At 43.2% G+C, this 18,973-nt stretch carries 17 protein-coding genes; 9 read left to right on the top strand and 8 right to left on the bottom strand.

Going from position 1 to position 18,973, the window contains the following annotated elements; all coding sequences use genetic code 11:
- Positions 1-136: 136 nt before the first annotated feature.
- The 5 genes from hda to dapA form a co-directional block, all read right to left on the bottom strand.
- On the bottom strand, positions 137-844 hold the full coding sequence (gene hda / locus IEW88_RS15180) for a DnaA regulatory inactivator Hda (RefSeq protein ID WP_147904793.1): 708 nt from the start codon (positions 842-844) through the stop codon (positions 137-139).
- A complete protein-coding gene (locus IEW88_RS15185) occupies positions 844-1,989 on the bottom strand; it encodes a DUF2066 domain-containing protein (RefSeq protein WP_147904794.1) in 1,146 nt (381 codons plus the stop codon). The genes hda and IEW88_RS15185 overlap by 1 nt, the downstream gene beginning before the upstream one ends.
- 9 nt (positions 1,990-1,998) lie before the next feature.
- The gene (locus IEW88_RS15190; RefSeq protein WP_147904795.1) at positions 1,999-2,634 is read right to left on the bottom strand and encodes a YchE family NAAT transporter; all 636 of its coding nucleotides are present in this window, start codon (positions 2,632-2,634) and stop codon (positions 1,999-2,001) included.
- 189 nt (positions 2,635-2,823) lie between these two features.
- Positions 2,824-3,888, bottom strand: coding sequence for an NlpB/DapX family lipoprotein (gene bamC, locus IEW88_RS15195; RefSeq protein WP_185148622.1), 1,065 nt, complete (start codon positions 3,886-3,888; stop codon positions 2,824-2,826).
- 10 nt (positions 3,889-3,898) lie between these two features.
- Complete coding sequence (dapA, locus tag IEW88_RS15200) at positions 3,899-4,780, bottom strand: 4-hydroxy-tetrahydrodipicolinate synthase (RefSeq protein ID WP_147904797.1); 882 nt, start codon at positions 4,778-4,780, stop codon at positions 3,899-3,901.
- Positions 4,781-4,923: 143 nt separating this feature from the next.
- On the opposite strand from dapA, the gene IEW88_RS15205 reads away from it, so the two are divergent.
- From IEW88_RS15205 to IEW88_RS15230, 6 genes are all read left to right on the top strand, one after another.
- A complete protein-coding gene (locus IEW88_RS15205) occupies positions 4,924-5,451 on the top strand; it encodes a glycine cleavage system transcriptional repressor (protein ID WP_053424790.1) in 528 nt (175 codons plus the stop codon).
- Positions 5,452-5,466: 15 nt separating this feature from the next.
- Entirely contained in the window at positions 5,467-5,844 is a 378-nt protein-coding gene (gene bcp / locus IEW88_RS15210; protein ID WP_147904798.1) for a thioredoxin-dependent thiol peroxidase, read from the top strand.
- 106 nt (positions 5,845-5,950) lie between these two features.
- Positions 5,951-7,195, top strand: a complete 1,245-nt coding sequence (locus IEW88_RS15215; RefSeq protein WP_147904799.1) for a tyrosine-type recombinase/integrase — start codon at positions 5,951-5,953, stop codon at positions 7,193-7,195.
- Positions 7,192-9,009: a site-specific integrase gene (locus tag IEW88_RS15220; RefSeq protein WP_147904800.1), complete on the top strand. Its 1,818-nt coding sequence runs from the start codon at positions 7,192-7,194 to the stop codon at positions 9,007-9,009. The genes IEW88_RS15215 and IEW88_RS15220 overlap by 4 nt, the downstream gene beginning before the upstream one ends.
- A gap of 10 nt (positions 9,010-9,019) precedes the next feature.
- Positions 9,020-10,972, top strand: coding sequence for a site-specific integrase (locus IEW88_RS15225; RefSeq protein WP_147904801.1), 1,953 nt, complete (start codon positions 9,020-9,022; stop codon positions 10,970-10,972).
- Positions 10,962-11,429: a hypothetical protein gene (locus IEW88_RS15230; RefSeq protein WP_147904802.1), complete on the top strand. Its 468-nt coding sequence runs from the start codon at positions 10,962-10,964 to the stop codon at positions 11,427-11,429. The genes IEW88_RS15225 and IEW88_RS15230 overlap by 11 nt, the downstream gene beginning before the upstream one ends.
- A 279-nt stretch (positions 11,430-11,708) precedes the next feature.
- On the opposite strand, the gene IEW88_RS15235 is transcribed toward IEW88_RS15230, so the two are convergent.
- From IEW88_RS15235 to IEW88_RS15245, 3 genes are read right to left on the bottom strand one after another with little or no spacing between them, the layout of a single operon-like run.
- A complete protein-coding gene (locus tag IEW88_RS15235) occupies positions 11,709-13,070 on the bottom strand; it encodes an ATP-binding protein (RefSeq protein WP_229670533.1) in 1,362 nt (453 codons plus the stop codon).
- 13 nt (positions 13,071-13,083) lie between these two features.
- Positions 13,084-13,752 carry a response regulator gene (locus tag IEW88_RS15240; protein WP_147904804.1) on the bottom strand — a complete coding sequence of 223 codons (669 nt, stop codon included), beginning with the start codon at positions 13,750-13,752 and terminating at the stop codon, positions 13,084-13,086.
- An 18-nt stretch (positions 13,753-13,770) separates the two neighbouring features.
- Positions 13,771-14,127, bottom strand: coding sequence for a diacylglycerol kinase (locus tag IEW88_RS15245; RefSeq protein WP_127019319.1), 357 nt, complete (start codon positions 14,125-14,127; stop codon positions 13,771-13,773).
- Between the two features lie 114 nt (positions 14,128-14,241).
- Between IEW88_RS15245 and IEW88_RS15250 the strand changes: the two genes are divergently transcribed.
- The 3 genes from IEW88_RS15250 (at position 14,242) to IEW88_RS15260 (ending at position 18,953) form a co-directional block, all read left to right on the top strand.
- Positions 14,242-16,230 (top strand): LTA synthase family protein, encoded by a 1,989-nt coding sequence (locus tag IEW88_RS15250; RefSeq protein WP_229670536.1) that lies wholly within the window; start codon positions 14,242-14,244, stop codon positions 16,228-16,230.
- 280 nt (positions 16,231-16,510) lie between these two features.
- Positions 16,511-17,308: a phosphatase PAP2 family protein gene (locus tag IEW88_RS15255; protein ID WP_185148623.1), complete on the top strand. Its 798-nt coding sequence runs from the start codon at positions 16,511-16,513 to the stop codon at positions 17,306-17,308.
- Positions 17,301-18,953 (top strand): phosphoethanolamine transferase, encoded by a 1,653-nt coding sequence (locus IEW88_RS15260; RefSeq protein ID WP_147904806.1) that lies wholly within the window; start codon positions 17,301-17,303, stop codon positions 18,951-18,953. The genes IEW88_RS15255 and IEW88_RS15260 overlap by 8 nt, the downstream gene beginning before the upstream one ends.
- Positions 18,954-18,973: the final 20 nt, after the last annotated feature.

Below are 18,973 nucleotides of genomic sequence, written 5' to 3' on the forward strand. Positions count from 1 at the left end.
CTTGGCCAGCTGTAGCATCAATGACTTCGGGGTGATAAGTCGTATAAAAAGGTGCCAATAATACACCAGATTTACGCTCAGAGCTTGCGTAAAATAAGGCTTTTTTTCTGTTTGAGCAGCAAAGAACAGCTGAAAATCAGTGAGATAAGCTCAGCATATCTTTGACAAAAGGAATGGTCAGCTTACGCTGATGCACTATTGAGGCTTTATCCAGTAAATCGAGAATTTGCACCAGTTCGCGGATGTCACGTTGCTGACGGTTTAACAAAAATCTCGCCACTTCATCCGGCAGTTCCATGCCACGTAAACGGGCTTTTTGTTGCAACAGTTTTTGTTTGTCTTCATCAGCCAATAACCTCAGTTGAAAACTGGTGCAGGCCTGCAAACGTGAAACTAAATCCGGCAAGGTAATACCCAGTTCGGTTGGAGCCTGATCGGCGACAATAATCAGCGCTTTGCCCTGCTCCGTCATGCGATTGTACAAATCAAACACCGCCACCTGCCAACTGACATCGCCAGCTATGGCCTGAATATTATCCAGACAAACCAGATCCAGCTCTTCCAGTTGGTCCAATATTCTGGGGCTCCAGGCCTTAAAATCTTCCAGACTCAAGAGTTGACTGGTTAAACCCAGTTCCTGCGCCTGTACACAAGCGGCGTACAACAAATGTGACTTACCACTGCCACTGGCGCCGAATAAATACAAAGGCAGGCGATGTTCAGAGGGCCTGGTCAGAAAATGTTTGATATAGCTCACCACAGGGCTGGTCTCAGCCCCATAAAAGGTATCAAGGGTTTCGTCTTCTGGCAGTGTGACTGCCAGCGTATATTGCACCGGCGTCATTAGTTTGGAATATACCTGTAACGCAGTACGGCAGACTCTGTCCCCGTTGGCGCAGCCAAAGGCTCTGTTGCCATTTCAGCCGCCATCTCTGCAAAAAGTTCATCTGTGACTTCTGTAGTTTCGGTACCTGCCGTTGCTGTACCATTAGTGACAGCGCCGGTTTGTTCTGTTGTTTGCAACGACTGCAACCGACGTTCCAGTGACAGGGAATTAATAAAGGCGCTACGGTCAGCTGCCAGTTGCACTTTAAATTTGAGTAAATCGGCTTTACGCTCTTTTACTGTCACTTGCTTGACTGACAACATAGCACTAAGCATTTGTTGTACTTTGACCTGATCCACAAAATTCGTCAGTCCTTCAATATCCAATTCCAGTTCAGTCTGGTCTTGTTGGCTGCCAAGCTGCACCGCAAATTTGCTGGCCAGTTGCGTGGTCAGGCTAGTCAGAAACTGTGCAGCTAATTCCTGTTGGGAATTGGCCAACAATTCATTGCTGATTAACTGATCTTGTTCATACCCCTGCCAGGTGAGTCGGTATTGACCAGTGGCAGGCTGGTCAAAAAGCAAAATTAAGCTTTGATCGGCACTAAAGGGCAAACTGGCTTGTTCAATCAACAACCAATTACCGGCCCAGACGTCATCCTGCGATAAGGTTGGCACATAACTGTCATTTGCAGTGGGTAGCTCCAGAGGCAGACCTATAGCTTTCGCCTGCTGTTGCAACTGAGTCAATACAGGATGAGCCGCGCCTTGCATAAAGGTTCGACTTTCAGCAGTTTGTTGGACAAGCCACAGCACTATCGCAGGTCGTCTGGCGCCCCAAATGGCAATCTGATGCTGACTCAGTAACTGCTGCACTTTTTGCTCATCCAGCCCTACTTTTAATGCAGGCCCCTGTTCTGAACTAACAGCAGCAAAGGTCTTTATATAATTACCGGCATTTTTCAGTTCAGCTTTGATGGCAGATTGTTCAATCACAGCCGGATTGACTGCAACTTTCACCAACACCTGCGCCAAGGCCTGTTGTTGCCAAAGACTTTGGCTTTGACCTGCAGGAACTACCGCCTGATACAAGTCCGTCAGTTGTTTTGCTTGTGCAGTACTGGCAGCTAAGACAAAACTTAGTGCCGCAATAAGTAATCGCATCTTTAGCCCTTAACCTGCCAACACAGGGAAAATTCCCTTTATGCCCAAACTAATAAATTCAATGGCAATTGCCGCCAGAATAAGTCCCATCACACGGGTAATAATATTCATGCCGGTTTGCCCTAATCTATTGGCTATTTTACCTGATAAGCGCATCAGGATCGCCAGAAGAATACCAACAAGTACAATTTCTGCCGAAATAATTAAATAATGCAACCAGCCTTCAGCTCTGTTGGCATACAAAATAACTGAGCTAATGGCTCCTGGTCCTGCCAGCATAGGCATAGCCAGCGGCACCACCGCAATAGAAGATTTCTGAGTTGCCTCTAACCGCTCCGCTTCGGTACTTTTAGCGCCACTGGTTTGAGCATTTAACATCGAAATGGCCATCAACAAAATTAAAATACCGCCACCGACCCGGAACGAATTGACTGAAATACCAAAGAAACTAAGAATAAACTCACCAAAAAATAATGTTACCAATAGGATCACACTGGCTGCTTTGGCTGCGGTGATCGCCACTTGCTTTTTGTCCTGCTCGCTGTGATCAGCAGTGAGCGATAAGTACATAGGCAAAGCTCCCAACGGATTTAAGATCGCAATGATACCGATAAAAATCTTCAGATAATCCTGCACATCCAGCATCTGCTGTCCTTGATTCTCTTATTAAAGTGAGGCTAATCATAGCCTTATTTCAACTCTGCTGCAGCGTTTTCCATCACAGCGCCATATGACACAACTGATTTTATAAAAATGCAAAAAACCACCCGTAGGTGGTTTTTTCTATAAGACAACACTACTCCAATGAAGGGACACCGGGTCAGACAAAAGCTGTTACAGCTCTATGTTGCCTTTCTTAATTATCTTCACTAAAGCCTGGTGTAAGGCACTGACTTGTTCCGCAGACAAAACTTTTCCTTCACTGTCACGCCAGCTTATAAGGGTTCCAACTTCAGCTTTAGTTAACACCACCTGATAATCGCCCTCGGTTAAAGGCACATCGATAGTCTCTTCGTCACTCCACAATGAATCCCAAAAACCTGTTTCAGGCTTGGTATACGTGAGGAAAAAACTGTATTTCGTTCGATCCAGATCATTAACCACAAAACCGTTTTGCTCAAACAACAATTCCAACTGTGCCCAGGATGCGTCTAAAGACTGTCCTGTGATCATGGCAGCATCGCCTTGTGCGTCAAAACCTGTGGTCAGAGTAATGTGACGGGACTGAGCTTTTTTCAGATTAATCTGAACCAATTCCACAGTAGCGACTTTGTCTACCAAACGGTTCAGGAAATACACTTCTTCACGCTTTTGCGCTATAGCAGATAGCTTGGTATCGTTTTCGATAAAACGATGCTCAAGCAACTGCACTCTTACCCCAACAGTACGGCGATGAGGCTTAGGTTCCAATACGATCAGAAAACGGCTTTGCTCCTTTTCGACCATGTCTTTCCACAGCCAAAAGCCCTCTTCTTCAAAACGACTCACCCAGCCGGTTTCAAATACCAAACCTTCCTGGTCTTTTTGTGTGATCTCTATTTGCTTTTCTTTACCAAAATCCAGCACATTTTTCTTCAGGTAAGGTAACAATTCACCTGTGAACTCTGAACGCTCGAACCAAATCCGGGCTTCTTTTTCTTCTTCTTCCACCCTGCTATTGGTGGCCAGAGCTAACACCTGCATTGGCGACTTCAATTCAACTTCAGTCACTGGGGCATTAGGCGCTGGCGGGATATCATACTGTGCAGGTTTTTTCGCTGCGGTTAATCCGGCGGGCACTTTTAGTTCAGCGACAGGCTTTGCCTCAACCGCGCTTTGTTCTGTTACTTCTTCAGGGAACAAAGAACAACCAGAGATAAATAACGAGGCAACTAAGCTTGCCGGGATCCAATACTGCACTATAAAACTCCTACACATTAATCTGGGCTTGTTTCAGCGCTTGTTCGATTACGCTTTGATGAATTGGTTCCAACCGGGTCAAAGGTAATCTTGCCATATCATCAGCAATTAACCCCATCTTCAGCAGTGCCCACTTACTCGGAATAGGATTGGCTTCGATAAACAACTGATGATGCAAACCTTGTAACTTCTGATCCAGCTGCTTTGCCAATTCTGTATTTTTTTCTAAGGCTGCTTTTGACATTTGTGACATCAACGCAGGCGCAACGTTGGTCGTCACAGAGATCACGCCGTGGCCACCTTTTAACATAAATTCACAGCAAGTGGCATCGTCACCGCTGAATAATAAAAAATCTGCCGGACATAACGCCTGCAATTGTGCCAGTCGCTCCATCGAACCAGTGGCCTCTTTGATCCCAATAATATTTGGGACTTTCGCCAGTTCGGCTACTGTCTCAGGCTGCAAATCCACACCGGTGCGCCCTGGTACATTGTACAAAATGACGGGCTTGTCTGTGGCTGCGGCTACGGCCTGATAATGTGCCAACATGCCTTTTTGCATTGGCTTATTGTAATAAGGCGTTACCGTTAAAAAACCTGCAACAGGCAAAGCAGATAACGTTTTAGTCTTTTCAACTGCGTCGGCAGTTGAATTTGAGCCATTACCAGCAATAACGGGAATACGTCCGTCCACCTGAGCTAATACAGCCTTGAGTACTTGCAGTTGCTCAGCGAAACTTAAGGTAACAGACTCCCCCGTCGTTCCCATGATCACCAAAGCGTCGGTCTGATTGCTTAAATGAAAATCCACCAATCGCTTCAGGCTGTCATAATCCACAGCACCGACAGGATCCATAGGGGTGATTAAAGCAACAATACTTCCGCTAAACATGCTCAAGGCTCCAAAATTTTCAGGCTGCCTATGGTAATGACGCACGACAACAAACACAAGCAAAGGGACTGTCACACAGGTGAAATTTACGCTAAATATGCTAAACTTCGCAGCCGTTTTTCATTCAGAGACATCAACTTAGCATGCCACAACAATTGGTCGTCACTGCAATAGGTGCAGACAGAACAGGGCTGGTCAGCCGTCTGGCGCGTCTGGTTACCGACTGCAATTGCAATATAGTGGATAGCCGCATGGCTATTTTTGGCAACGAGTTCACTTTTATTATGTTGTTATCCGGCGATGCTGTGGCTATTAGCCGAATTGAACATTTGTTGCCTGGTTTAGGTTATGAACTTGATCTACTGACCATGACCAAACGTACATCTGCTCAGCCTACTGCAGAGGTCAGTGCGCATTATGTGCTGGAGTATACCGGAACAGATAAAGTAGGCACCTTAGGTGCTATAGCGACCTTGTTGGCGAATCATCAGATTTACATTGGCGCTCTGCGTACTGAAACTCTGATCGACGCCCAAACCCAGCAGCTGTTAAACCACTGCACTATGACTGTCCAGTTGCCGCAAGGCACGCAGGTGGCTCAAATCAAACAAGAGCTTTTTGCTTTGCTTGAACAGCTTCAGTTAACGGGGCGTTTCGAGGCTCAGCTATAAATAAAAGGGAAAACGATGAACAGATTAACAGCAGGACAACAGGCACCAAATTTTAGTTTGCCCGATCAAAGCGGACAGCTTGTGCAGTTAAATGACTTACTGAAAAAAAGTCGGGTATTGGTGTATTTTTACCCAAAAGCTATGACTCCTGGCTGCACAGTGCAGGCCTGTGGTTTACGCGACAGCAAAACACAACTGGCTGATTTTAATGTACAGGTGGTGGGGATCAGTATCGACGCCCCTGCAAGGCTGGCAAAGTTTGAACAAAAAGAGCAGCTTAATTTCATTTTGTTAGGTGATGAGGACCATCAGGCAGCAGAAGCCTTTGGCGTTTGGGGCGAAAAGAAGTTTATGGGCAAAGTGTATGATGGTATTCATTTATACCCCTATTAAATTCCTGCACAGTATACGCTGAAAGAGTTACATTCTTCCCTGTTAATTTCCGAATTTACTACTACGCTTTAGAAATGCACAATACCAATTAGAAAAGTGTGCTTTTATGGAGCAATTTAGTTTTTACGTTTCTGACGATGAAACAGTGGACCTTTCTCTTTCATTACTAAATGAGGACGATGGTGTTTGGTTATCCAAATCAGAAAGCCTTTCGGGTGCAGTAGCTTTTGATCAAAACTTCAGGGTATTACCACTGATCTCAGAGTTTCTCTCATACAATTTACGTAACAGGAAAATTAGCAGACAAACTGCCAAAACATACGCAAAAAATTTAACTTATTTTTTAACATTTCTAAAAAAACGTCGTGAGTTCAAAAACTCATCGTTAGATGAAGCTTTTCTCTCTGTTTCGAAATTCATGATCGAGGAGTATTTATCAGAACTCCGAACTACTCAGGATTTGTCGACAGCGACTATCAGAAATCGAGACTCAACTCTCCAAGCCTTTATTCACAATTTTTTGTATCAAGTGCAAGAACTAAGAGACGCGTATATCGAAAAAAGTCCTTATTCAGCTGGTTTGATAAGCGGACCAGTCAAGCAAAAGCTCGTGATCTCTTGTTCAATCGACGAATTAGCTAAACTAATGGAGCAGACACAGTCAGAACGAGAAAGGGTCGTATTACAATTTATTTTTGATTCCGGTATCAGAAGAGCTGAGTTAGAAAATGTTACTAAGCAAGACTTAATAGATGCAATTGAATTCAACAGCCAGAAACTAATCTCACGCAATACCGATAAACCAGTATCGATGCCATATGCACCTATTTCAATACAAGGCGTAAAAGGTCGCAATGGTAACAAAAAACAAAGAATGACTCTTGTAAGCAAAGCGACATTGGAGCGTGTTCTCAGGTATCACGCCTCTCCACTGTTCAAAAAATACGCAAGAAAATATTCCTCCGCGTCTGAAACTCCAGCTTTCTTTAATGGTTTGGGGCTACCTATCACAGCGAAGTGCTTGTCAAAATTATTAGAGAGACTTTCTCAGCGGGCTGTAAAAAGACAAGTATTATCAAAATCCATATCCCCTCATAAACTTCGACACGGATATGCATATGATTTACTTCAATCACCAGATTTAGGGCAAACCTATGTTGATAGACTTGCCGTAGTACAAAAATCATTAGGTCATGCATATTTAAGTAGTACAGAAGTTTATACGAAAATCCCCTTAGAGCTTTATAAAACTCTAACCGACAGCGACGGTGAGTTATTAACAAAAGCTGAAAGAATGGAACGACTGACAGAGAAGACTCAGTTGAAAATATTTGTTAAGGATACGAAGTGAAGTCTGCACATTTAACAAGTAAAGAACAATGGGCACAGTTACAGTCTCTATCGGTTAGCACTTTTACAGATCTAGTGGCTCCAATCCCAAGTGAACCACATAAACAGTTAATGCATCTATTCGCATGTCAGCTAAAAACAACTATCAGTCAATCACATCGCGCGGACGTTAAATCTACATTCAAGTACGTATCAAAATTCATAAAGAAAAAATTAGGTGATCAACTCATATACCTACCGAGTGTGTTGAACGAGTTTTCATTGGATGAGTTTCACAGTTATTTAAAACATTGCATTCTTGAAGACCAGATTCATAACCGTTATGCGAATATATTGCAAAGCACTTATAAAAATGTCTTAAACAAAGCTATTGATCTTAAAACCCCAAATTTTTTTCGCTTCTACCTGCCAAGTTCATTTTGCTACTACACAAGGGTGACTGAGAGATATAAACCATATTCTGATAAAGAAAAAAAATGTATAACAATTGCAATAAATCATGACATTAAAAAATACTCTAAGTTTACTGAGCCCTACAAAATAACTGGTTTAGGAAGGCCGTTCTTTGATTCTGAAAATAGACGGCTTTTAAAAAATGACAACTCACTGACTTTAGACGATGCTCGATGGCTATTTGAAAATAGAATGAATTGTAAACCCGTTAGAAACTCGACTGAATTACAAAACTCAAGAATAAACCGTGCGTTTTATCAGATTATCAAAAATAACAAAATCTTTTACAAAGATCTCTTTGAGTCTTGGGGCATTCTAACCAGGGTTACAATGGAGCAATTGTTACCATTCTTTCTGAAGTTACTTCAAGTGACAGGAATGAACGTTGAGTCCATTTATGCGCTTGAAATTGATGATTTAGTTGACCGTCATCCTGCCACCGGTAAACCTTGCCTTCGTTATTGGAAGGAGCGTTCAGATGGCCAAAAACTATACCACCTCGATATATTCAAAGCCGATCTACAGTGGTTAACTACCAGCCAAGGTAATGAAGTTAAAGCCATATTTGAAACAGTTATCAAACTGACTTCATATCTTAGAGAACGCACATCGACCTCGCAGAAAAACAAACTTTGGATCTTCGAGTCGGCAGGAGGAGAAATCAAGCATTTACCGAATAGATATATGCTGGCTAGAGCCATAGCTGAATTTTCAAAGCGTCACAATATTTTCGATAAATCAGATGGTTCAAAACTGATCGAGACCACAAGATTCAGGCCTACATTTGTCAGTGATCTGCTAGTAGAAGGTGTATCAATTAGAGAAATTCAGCTGTTAATGGGCCACAAAAATATGTATACAACGATGCGGTATTTGGACATTCATGACTTTGGACAAATCGCTAGGGGCAAAATAAAAGAAAAGTTAATAGAAATTCATATTAACGCACACTCTGCGATATCAAAGGAAAAAGCATTGTCCTATCCTTTAACACCAAGTTCTTCACAACCACTATCTACTCCATTAGCTACATGCAGAAATATTTTCGATCCCCCTGATACAGTCAAGGCTTTGCCAAGCTATATACCAGGAAAACCGTGCAGCACTTATAACATGTGTCTTAGTTGCCCGAATGTAATTATTACTGAAACCGACTTACCGAAACTTTTCGCAATGAAAAGAGATTATCTTATTAAAATTCAAAACAGTAGGATTTTGGACACCCCCTTCGGCAGTGTAATTAAAAGCAATTTAGCCCTATTAAATACGATACTTAATCCTGAGCTCTCCAATTTCAGTGAACACGAACTAGATAATGCTGAGCATCTATCTCTTTACGTCGAAACAACAGAATTTATCTAGAGGTTAGAACATGGAGCGAGATAATAGGCACTACGATATTCTGAATACACTTGCTGATTTGCCGAAATACAGGTTTTCTCTTGTTAATATTCAAAGGACTGAAAGATCTGGCGACTCGTTTGATTACAAATCATATTTAGCAGAATTGCTCAGCCTTCCCGTTTCGTCTTCATCTAAATTTTCTGACACTGAATGGGATTTTAATGCAGAGAATCCAAATGTTTCGCCAAACATTAGGGGGAGTAAGCTTGCTATAAACTTCAAAAAATTTAAAAGTGTTCCTCAACATATAATTATAGAGATCAAATGCTTACTGCTTAGCGTCTTATTAACGCCGGAAATATTTATTAATAACAGAAGGAAGGCCAGAAAAGTATCATCGAAAAACCTCTGCACCAATACTCTACTTGCACATATGAAAGCAGGCTTAAGATTTTTGAACACACTTTTTTCTATGCTTAATAGAAAATTCGGCGAAGATCATGTAGCAATTGCATTTTTATCTTTGACTGAAATTACTGCTGATGACTACAGAGTAGCCGCAAGTAAACATAGCTTCACTTACAATGATGATTTAAAACAATTTTTTTCTTACATTCAGAACCCCTATACATCTAAACACATTTTGGGTAAATCAATCCCAGCGTTCGACCCAGAGCAATTTCAGTGGGAGAACAACTATAAAAAACAAGTAACAAACCAAGTGATGCCAAATTGGGCATTTGACAAATTAGTCCGGACAGCATCTTTACTCGTTCATGACTTTTTAAAAATGATGGAAGAGGAAGTGGCGGACGATTGCGTTAAAAAATATGCGTTACAACATAAAGCGTACTTTTGCAGGGATTTAGGAATTACTAAAAATACCTTTAGTATTTACAGGGCTTATCGTCTTTTAAACTCGGGTTACTCTGAGCATTTTGTAGATAAAAACTACGGCATTCCGAGTGAACTACGGAACTCAAGGAGCAATTTCAGCCTAAAGGACATGACAGCATTCCTTTGTGGAGGACAGAACAAGCAATTTTACTTCGCCAGGGTCTATGAGCACCTATCACTTGTTGCCAACGCAGCAAAGTATTTAATAGGACAGTACACGGGCATGCGCCCTTCTGAGCTGTCCGTGATAGACCAAAACACATGCTTAGTTGACGAGCATGGAATGACACTTTTGCGTTCGCATGTTTTCAAAGGCAAAGATGGTTTGGTTAAAGGTCTTTTCGACGATAAATGGGTTGTCATTCCGATCATAGAGGACGCACTTAAAGCTATCAGAATTCTCAGTTCGATAAACCAAAGAAGTCTTGTTTTCAGCTCAGTACAAACAAAGAAAAACGGACAATCTGAAATTCCAATGACATCTGTGATGATACGTCACCAAATCCGGAAGTTTATTAAATATGTTTCTCCTGGTGACGACCTTGGATTCAGCAACTACATGATGCGCCATACATTAGCGTATCAGTTATATAGAGTAGAAGCAGGCTTACCATTAATCTCATTTCAGCTAAAACATCTGGTAAATACCGTCGACAAATTTTTATCTCGAGGAGCTACTAGTGATGTCACAATGGGCTACGGTGGCAAAGCCAGAGAGCACAAAGAACGGCTACAAATAGCTTTCAGGGGCTATATGGCAAGTGGTTATACAAAAGATGAAATTTTTGAAGCTATGGCAGAGCAAGGTTTAGGCGTTATTAATGTAGGATTAGGTTATTGTTATGGCTCGGATTCTACAAACAGTGAACTGCCATGCATTGGTTCCTTGCGATGCAATCCTATACGTTGTTCAAATGCTATTGTCAGTGAAGCGAACGCTCCATATTGGCGAGAAATATATACAACCAACCAGGCAAACCTCAAAAATCCGATTCACCAGGATAACCTAGACCAAATTAAAGAAGTTATTAACGAGGCAAAACAGGTGCTTGAACTACTTGGGTATGATGTTGATGAACAATAACTTCGATGACAAAAATCAACGAGATTTCGACCTAAACACAGAACGTTTGGTCCAAGCGATTGATAAAGTTCGAGCGAGCAATTCGTTGCCGCCAACCATCAGTCAATTGTCAAAACTAACGGGAATGCATAGGAATGCTATTAGTAAAAGAGTGTGGCCTAGTCAAAAGCTTAAGGAGATAAAAAAGGAACGAATTCGAAAAGCTGAAACTAGTCCCCAACCGGCAAAGCGACTAGATCCTGTAAAGGTTCTGGAAGATAAACTTGAAAATGCTAAACGTGAGCTTGTTTACTGGTTCAATAAAAACCTAGATAACGAAAAACAGATTAAGCAGCTCGAGGAAAACCTACATAGAATGACGGATGCACGTAGTTACTATGAAAATATGCTCAAACAGGAGCGGATAAAAACGAGTGAATTAACAACCCAAATTAGTATTTTAAAAGAGCTGCTCTAGACATAGACGCAGGAATTTGTTCGATTCGGACGAACATTACAAGTTATCAGTTTAATTGGACCATATTTACTTCCATTGAAAACTTTTTGTGATACAGCTTGATATAAGCCTACATTCTGTGTAGTACCAGAAGTGGACGAAGAACTTGGATCTTGCTGAATTGTCGATTTTCACTGAAAGCAGACAATCGGCTTGACGTACTCATAGTCCATTTCGAAGCACTTCAAACAAAATCTGAACCAACACAATACTTCTGTGAGACTTCAGAAACATCTAAACTTAAGCACTAAATATCACAGTGGTGATAACTAATCTGGACTCAAGCGAATAAGACAGCTCAGCGTTATGCAACTCCAGTATTTTTGTGGTAATGGAGATACCAAGACCTGCGCCACTGATGTGTTGATTGCTCTGATGGCGATAAAAACGTTCTCCCATTCGTTCTAAATCAACGTCTATGCCTTCAGGTAGTTCGTTGCATATCGTTAATACAAGTTTGTTTTCAACTACGTGAGCAGTGATCCTGACATGACTTTGTACTTTCGCGTACTTTGCAGCGTTATCCAACAGATTCCGAAGGGCTGCTACCAACAAACCAGGTTCAGCGCGAAGCTCAAGTGAGGGGTCTATATCAAGGTCCCATTCCACTTTGTCCAATAAGCCAACGTCAACCAGAGCAAGGCTCTCTTCAATAAGTGAAATCAGTTTAAGACTGGTAAGTTTCAGCTGCCCTGAGTGTTCCAGCTTTTCCGTTTCCATCAATTGGCTGACCAGATGTGACAGACGTTTTGTGCTGATAAGAATGGCATTAGCAGCGGCGTCGGTTTCTTCTTTGGACGTCGATTTTTTAATATTGTCTGCATGAACCAACAAAATACTGAGCGGTGTTCTGAGTTCATGCGAGGCATCGGCTATAAAGCGTTTCTCTTTGACTAAATAGCTTTTTAAGTCCTTCAAAAGCTGATTAATCGCGATTTGAAAGGGCCTTAATTCGACAGGTAAGGTTATATCTATGGGAGTCAGCATAGACGGTTTAGTTGTGGCCAGTTCCTTCGATAAATCCCGAATGGGTTTAATGCCCCAGTAAACAGCTATCCAAATCAGGATGGTAATAGGGAGCAGCGCGATACTCAGCGGGATCAACTGATCTAACGCCAGATAAAAACTAAGTTCTCCACGAACATCTTCTCTCTGTCCTGTGAATATCCAATAGCCATGCTCTCTGTTGTAGGTGCTATAACAAATCCAGCGCCGGTTATCATGAAACACTTCGTGATAGCCTGATGTTCTGGGAGCCAGCTCCCGATCACTGGCGTTCGCTGACTTCATCAGCAGTTTCCCATCTGTTGACCACACCTGAAACGCCACTTTGTTTTCGTATTTGTGCCCCTCTGGCCTGCGCTCCTCTGCGGAAGTTCGCTCAATACCATCTTCGGCAATCTGAGGGACATAAACAATCAGGGGATCTGTGTGGTCAAGAGAGAGCGAGTTTTGTATCAGCAGTTGGTCTAAAAGACGTGCATATTGAGTCAGTTGGGCATCAAAAAGCTCATCCAATTCGTGGTGAGTGCTGGAGTACGTAATGAATCCGGTAATCACCATCAGAAGTAAAACAACGCTGTTTACACCGAGTAAAATCATTCGGCGTATGCTGTTAATCCTCATACTGATTTACCATCATGTAACCAATACCCCGTATCGTTTTAATACACTCGGGCTTGGTCTTTTTTCGCAGGTTGTGAATATGCACCTCTATCGAATTACTCTCTGTCTCTCCGGTCCAGCCGTTGCTCAGCTCTTCCAGATGCTGGCGGGACAGAATTTTACCCTGATGCAACATAAACTCTTTTAGCAACAGAAATTCGCGGGTGGTTAGGTATATTAAGCGGTCTTGGTAGCGGCATTCATGCACGGTTAAATCCATCGTTAAGTCCGCGCATTGCAACTGATCCAATTGGCGTTGTTGATGACGCCGCACAAGCACACGCAACCTTGCTTCAATTTCCCTGATATCGCAGGGCTTTAGCACGTAATCGTCAGCACCCGCGTTTAATGCTTCTATTTTTGTTTCTAAATGATCCCAGGCAGTCAGGATCAGTATTGGGATGCCGTGCTTTAAACTTCGCAACGATTTAATCACATTGAGTGCCAGACCATCTGGCAAACCTAAATCCAAAATCATCAGTTCAAACTGACTTTCACTGGCCGCCTGAATCGCTTGTTTTCCGGTCGTGCATAACTCGACGCGGTAGTTCATTCGCGTCAGCGCCGTACTCAGTCCCTGAGCCAGTAATAGGTCGTCTTCTACCAGTAAAATTCGCATGGCAACACCTGTTGGTACTTAGTACAGAATAATAAACCAGACGAGAGCGGTTGTGATAAGGCTGGCAAGGACTGCCGCAGAGCCGATATCTTTCGCTTTACCGCTAAGTTCGTGGTACTCACTGCCAATTCTGTCCACAACAGCTTCGATGCCAGTGTTCAACAGCTCCACAATAAAGACCAGAAACAGACTCAATACCAATAAAGCTCGCTCGGCAGCGGATACCTCAACCAGCAAGGAAATGGGAAGCAGCAGCGCTAAAGCAATAACTTCCTGCCTGATGGCTGCTTCAGAAGCCCAGCTGCTGCGAAGCCCTTGCCATGAGTACAGCGTCGCAAAATAAAGTCGGTTGAATCCAGTGGCTTTCGATTTCATGTCAGGGTCCGTCAATGTCGGTATAAAGAAACTCACAATAACTTTATTTTCTTAAGAGACTCTTAAGTTTCGCTCGTTATTCTGCATTGCGTTTTAGGATGACAAGGCGAAGTAATGACCAATACTAATAAGAAACGACCTTCTTTTTTTCCATCTATTGTCTGTGGCCCCTACACCTATTTATTAAGGATGCTCGTGCTTGGCATTGTATTGCTGAGTCTGAGTCGCCTTGGTTTAGTGCTATGGCATTATGACCGGGTGTTTGCGACCGGAAAAGTGGCAGAGATTTTGTTGCAAGGTATTCGGGCTGATCTCATTGTCTTGTGCCTGTGGGCATCGATTCCCGTCCTTTTGGTGCCACTGTTTGCAAACCGTTTTTTACAACACAGTTGGTTTAAATTCACCTACCTGTGGAGTCTTGCTGGTTTAATTGGATTGCTATTTATTGAACTTGCGTCTCCGGCATTCATACTGCAATACGACGTCAGGCCTAACCGCTTATTTATCGAGTACCTGAAGTACCCCAAAGAAGTTCTTTCTACCTTATGGTATGGCTTTCGTCTGCCTTTTTTGGCAGGTTTTTTATTGACCGCGCTATTTGGGTTTGCACTGGCTCTATTGCTCAAGCTTCCCTTCGTAAAACTTCGAGTTTGGTCAATCAAGCACACCATTGTGTTATGGCCTCTGGCTGTATTTCTGGTCTTTGCTGGCGTCCGTTCAACCACAGATCACAGACCCGCTAATCCAGCCCTGTTTGCGATCACCGGAGATTCTATGGTGAATTCTTTGGTAATAAGCTCAGGCTATTCCGTGCTTTATGCCCTATACAGCATGAAGCATGAAGCGCGGTCGACGGAAATGTATGGCAAGTTATCGACTGAGGATATGTTGCAATACGGTTTGGATTGGCCCTGGTTAAAAACTTACAGGTTTACCCATCCAGACTATCCGACGTTGCATTTTCAAACAGTTACAAAAAAACGAGAGAAACCCTTAAACGTTGTTATTGTTTTGCAGGAAAGTCTGGGGGCAACCTTTGTTCAATCCCTTGGAGGCGAGCCAGTTACGCCGCAGCTTGAGCAGTTAAAAACTCAAGGCATGTGGTTTCAGAATCTCTATGCCACTGGTACACGCTCAGTGCGTGGTATCGAAGCAGTGGTTGCAGGCTTTTCACCAACCCCCGCACAAAGCGTGGTGAAGCTTTCGAATAGCCAGCAAAACTTCACAACACTTGCCTCTGTATTAAAATCTAATGGATACCACACCCAGTTTATTTATGGTGGCGAAGCACATTTTGACAATATGAGAAGCTTTTTTACCGGTAACGGCATTGATGACATTGTCGATATCAGCCAAATTAAAAACCCAGCTTTTGTAGGCAGTTGGGGAGCCAGTGACGAAGACTTATTTAATACAGCACACCAAAAGCTGAACGCTTTGCATCAAGAGGGAAAGCCATTTTTCAGTCTTATCTTTACATCAAGCAATCATGAGCCATTTGAGTTTCCAGATGATCGGATCACTCTGCATGAACAACCCAAAAATACGGCAAACAATGCAGTAAAGTATGCAGATTGGGCCATGGGAAATTTTTTCGAAAAAGCAAAACAAAGCGACTACTGGCAAGACACAGTATTTTTAATTGTTGCGGATCATGACAACCGTGTTTATGGCAATAACCTCATCCCTGTAGAGAAGTTTCGTATTCCTGGACTAATCTTAGGAGCCGATATCACACCTGAAGTCGTCGAAACGCTGAGTAGTCAGATTGATTTAGCGCCCACTTTGCTGAGCCTGGCGGGTGTGTCTTCCTGCCATACCATGACAGGCCGTGATTTAACTTTGGACAAAACAAGTCCTGGCAGAGCCTTGCTACAGTTTGAAAACTACTTCGCGCTGATGCAACCGGACTCATTAACGATTTTGAAACCCAATGAAGAGACTGTCATTGCGCACTATGATGAACCTACCAAACGACTTGAGCTGTTGGATCGTCAAGCCTCAGCAGTCCAATACAAAAAAGCCTTAGCTCAAGTGCAACTCCCATCGTATTTGTACAGAGAAAGAAAAAACTCCAGTCAGGTTGCTTGTCTGCTTCACTGAAATAATGAAAGGTTGAGCGAAATCTTGGAACTCGGTTTTGGGACACTCTATTTTTGCTTCGAGTGCCCCAAAAGGACAGTCACTCCACATACAATCAACCGATGTCGCCTGCATCATAACTGGGACATTCACACCTTTGTTGACCAAAAATAACAAACTAATACAAAGACTTAATTTACTTTTGAATGAATTGATAAATTATTTTCAGACTTAAGTCTCTCTTAAGTTTCACCCGTTAGGCTAGCCATACTTACCCAATTGTATTGAAAGCAGGTTTGCAGTGGCGGAACCAATACGACTCAGCCTATTCACCCATCTGATTGCGCCTATTGCTGGGGCCTCTGTGCTTTTTATTCTGGCTTATGGCACTTCATTCGATTTTGGTTTGGCTTCCTTGCTGTTTGATTGGCAAGGCGGAACCTGGGCTTTACAGCATCACTGGTTGACAGAAACTTTACTGCATCACTCTGTCAGAACCATCAATGAAATTCTTGTTCTGGGTTTACTCGGCTACTGGGTATGGCTACATGTTGTTGTACGCAAACGTAGCGAGAACCAACGTGCTTTAGGTGTGTTGTTACTCAGTTTGGTGGTGAGCTTTGTCTCTGTAGCCGTGCTTAAACGGTTGCTCCCTATGGAGTGTCCATGGGATTTGCTGCAATTTGGTGGCAGCAGCGAGTTTTGGGGATTGTTCGATACGCGCCCAGAGACGATGTCTCCTAACCAATGTTTCCCTGCCGGACACGCCAGCATAGGCTTTGCGTGGTTAGCGCTCTATTACTATTGGCGAGAGCTAAAACCAGAGCTGGCAACGCGAGGCATAGTGATTGGCTTAACTCTGGGTCTTTTACTTGGCTTTGTTCAACAGCTACGTGGTGCTCATTTCATTTCTCACGATATCGCTACGGCGGCTGTGTGCTGGACTGTATCGACTGTGCTGCATGGTTTATTTCAAAATTCCTGCACCTCTGAATTGTCAGTCCGATCAAAGCCAGCACGGACAATTTCAGCCAACCTGCCAGTGGAACCATCTCAACCTGTACTCTTGACTACTTCTGTGGAGTCCCCTGATGTTTGAAGCTATTTTGTCGCAATCAAAATCAACTGCTGTGGCTTTGAGTGCTGGGCAAGAACGATTATGGCATCCACTATGGTTTGCTTTGATTTCTGCTCTTGGCATGACGTTACTGCTCAATGGTCCTTTTTTGGCTGCCGTACAGGCCAAAGTTCCGGGCCAATATGCTTTGCAGCTGAACTTAATGGCGATTTTATTTTTACTAAACCTGCTGCTTCTGGTGATCTTTAGTTTTCATCGTCTACAAAAGCCCGTCGTGGTGGCACTCTTTGCCATCGGTGCTTTTAGCTATTACTTCATCGACAGTTTTGGCATCGTTGTCGATAAATCCATGCTGCAAAACGCTGTAGAAACAGACGCCGCTGAGGCTATGGGAGTATTAACCATTGGTATGCTGTGGCAAGTGATTGGCGTCATGCTCTTTCCTTTGCTTTGCATTGGCCTTATGAAGGTTCGAACACTGCCTTTGAAACAATTTTTCCGGCATTGGCTCCTTGCTCTGGTTTTAGTGACGCTGAGTCTGTTTAGCCTGGTCGCTTCTGGCTACTCCGAACTCGCGCCTTTCTTTCGTAACTACAGAGAAGTAAAACATTTTGCTTTACCGGTCAGTCCTGTGGCCGCTGCGGTATCGTTGTCATCCGATTTGGTCAAGAAACAATTCCCAACCGAGTTTATGCAGTTGGGGCAGGATGCAATTCAGCCTTTGTCCGTGAAAACGGAGAAGCCACGCCTTATCGTGATGGTATTGGGAGAAACAGCCAGGGCCGATCACTTTCAGCTCAACGGCTACGCTCGCTCAACCAATCCGCAACTCAGTCATTTACCTGTCTACAGTTTTACTAACGTGAGTTCATGCGGCACTGCTACAGCACATTCTGTGCCTTGTATGTTTTCCAATATGGGCAGAGATCTCTATAAAGAGTCACAGGCTAAAAACAGCAGCAATGTGCTGGATATTCTGCAATACGCTGGTATTGACGTGAGCTGGCTGGACAATAACTCGGGCTGTAAAGGGGTATGTGATCGGGTGCCAACTCAGTTTGTGTTTGAGCAGCAAAAAAATCCATTGTGCCATCAAGGACAATGTCTGGATCAAGTGCTGTTGGATGCATTGGAGCAGCAACTGAAAACACCGCAATCGTCCGATAAGCTGATTGTATTACATCAGTTGGGAAGTCACGGTCCTGAGTATTTCAAACGCAGCAGCGCTAAAGACAAAGCCTTTTTACCGGAATGCACTGATAAGCAACTTCAGCTCTGTGCCCCTTCAGACATCGTCAATGCCTATGACAACAGTATCGTCGCGACAGACCATTTGTTAGCCGCCGTGATTGCGCGCCTTAACAGCCAAAAGAACTACCAGACCGCCATGTTTTACGTCTCTGACCATGGTGAATCTTTAGGTGAAAATGGCATCTACTTGCACGGCTTACCTTATTGGATGGCACCTAAAGCACAAACTCAGGTTCCGCTGCTTTGGTGGATGTCTGAGCCTTATGCATCCTCTGCGAAGCTCACTCCAGAGTGTGTCGCATCAAAACGGCAAGATAGCTTCAGTCACGACAACGTATTTCATAGCTTACTCGGGATGTTTCAAATCAAAACCAGTTTGTATCAAGCAAGCAAAGATATGTTCCGTTCTTGCTAATCCCTAGGTGTCCATTACAG

Origin of the sequence: Rheinheimera tangshanensis (genome assembly GCF_014645135.1) — a bacterium.
GTDB classification, from domain to species: Bacteria; Pseudomonadota; Gammaproteobacteria; order Enterobacterales; family Alteromonadaceae; genus Pararheinheimera; species Pararheinheimera tangshanensis.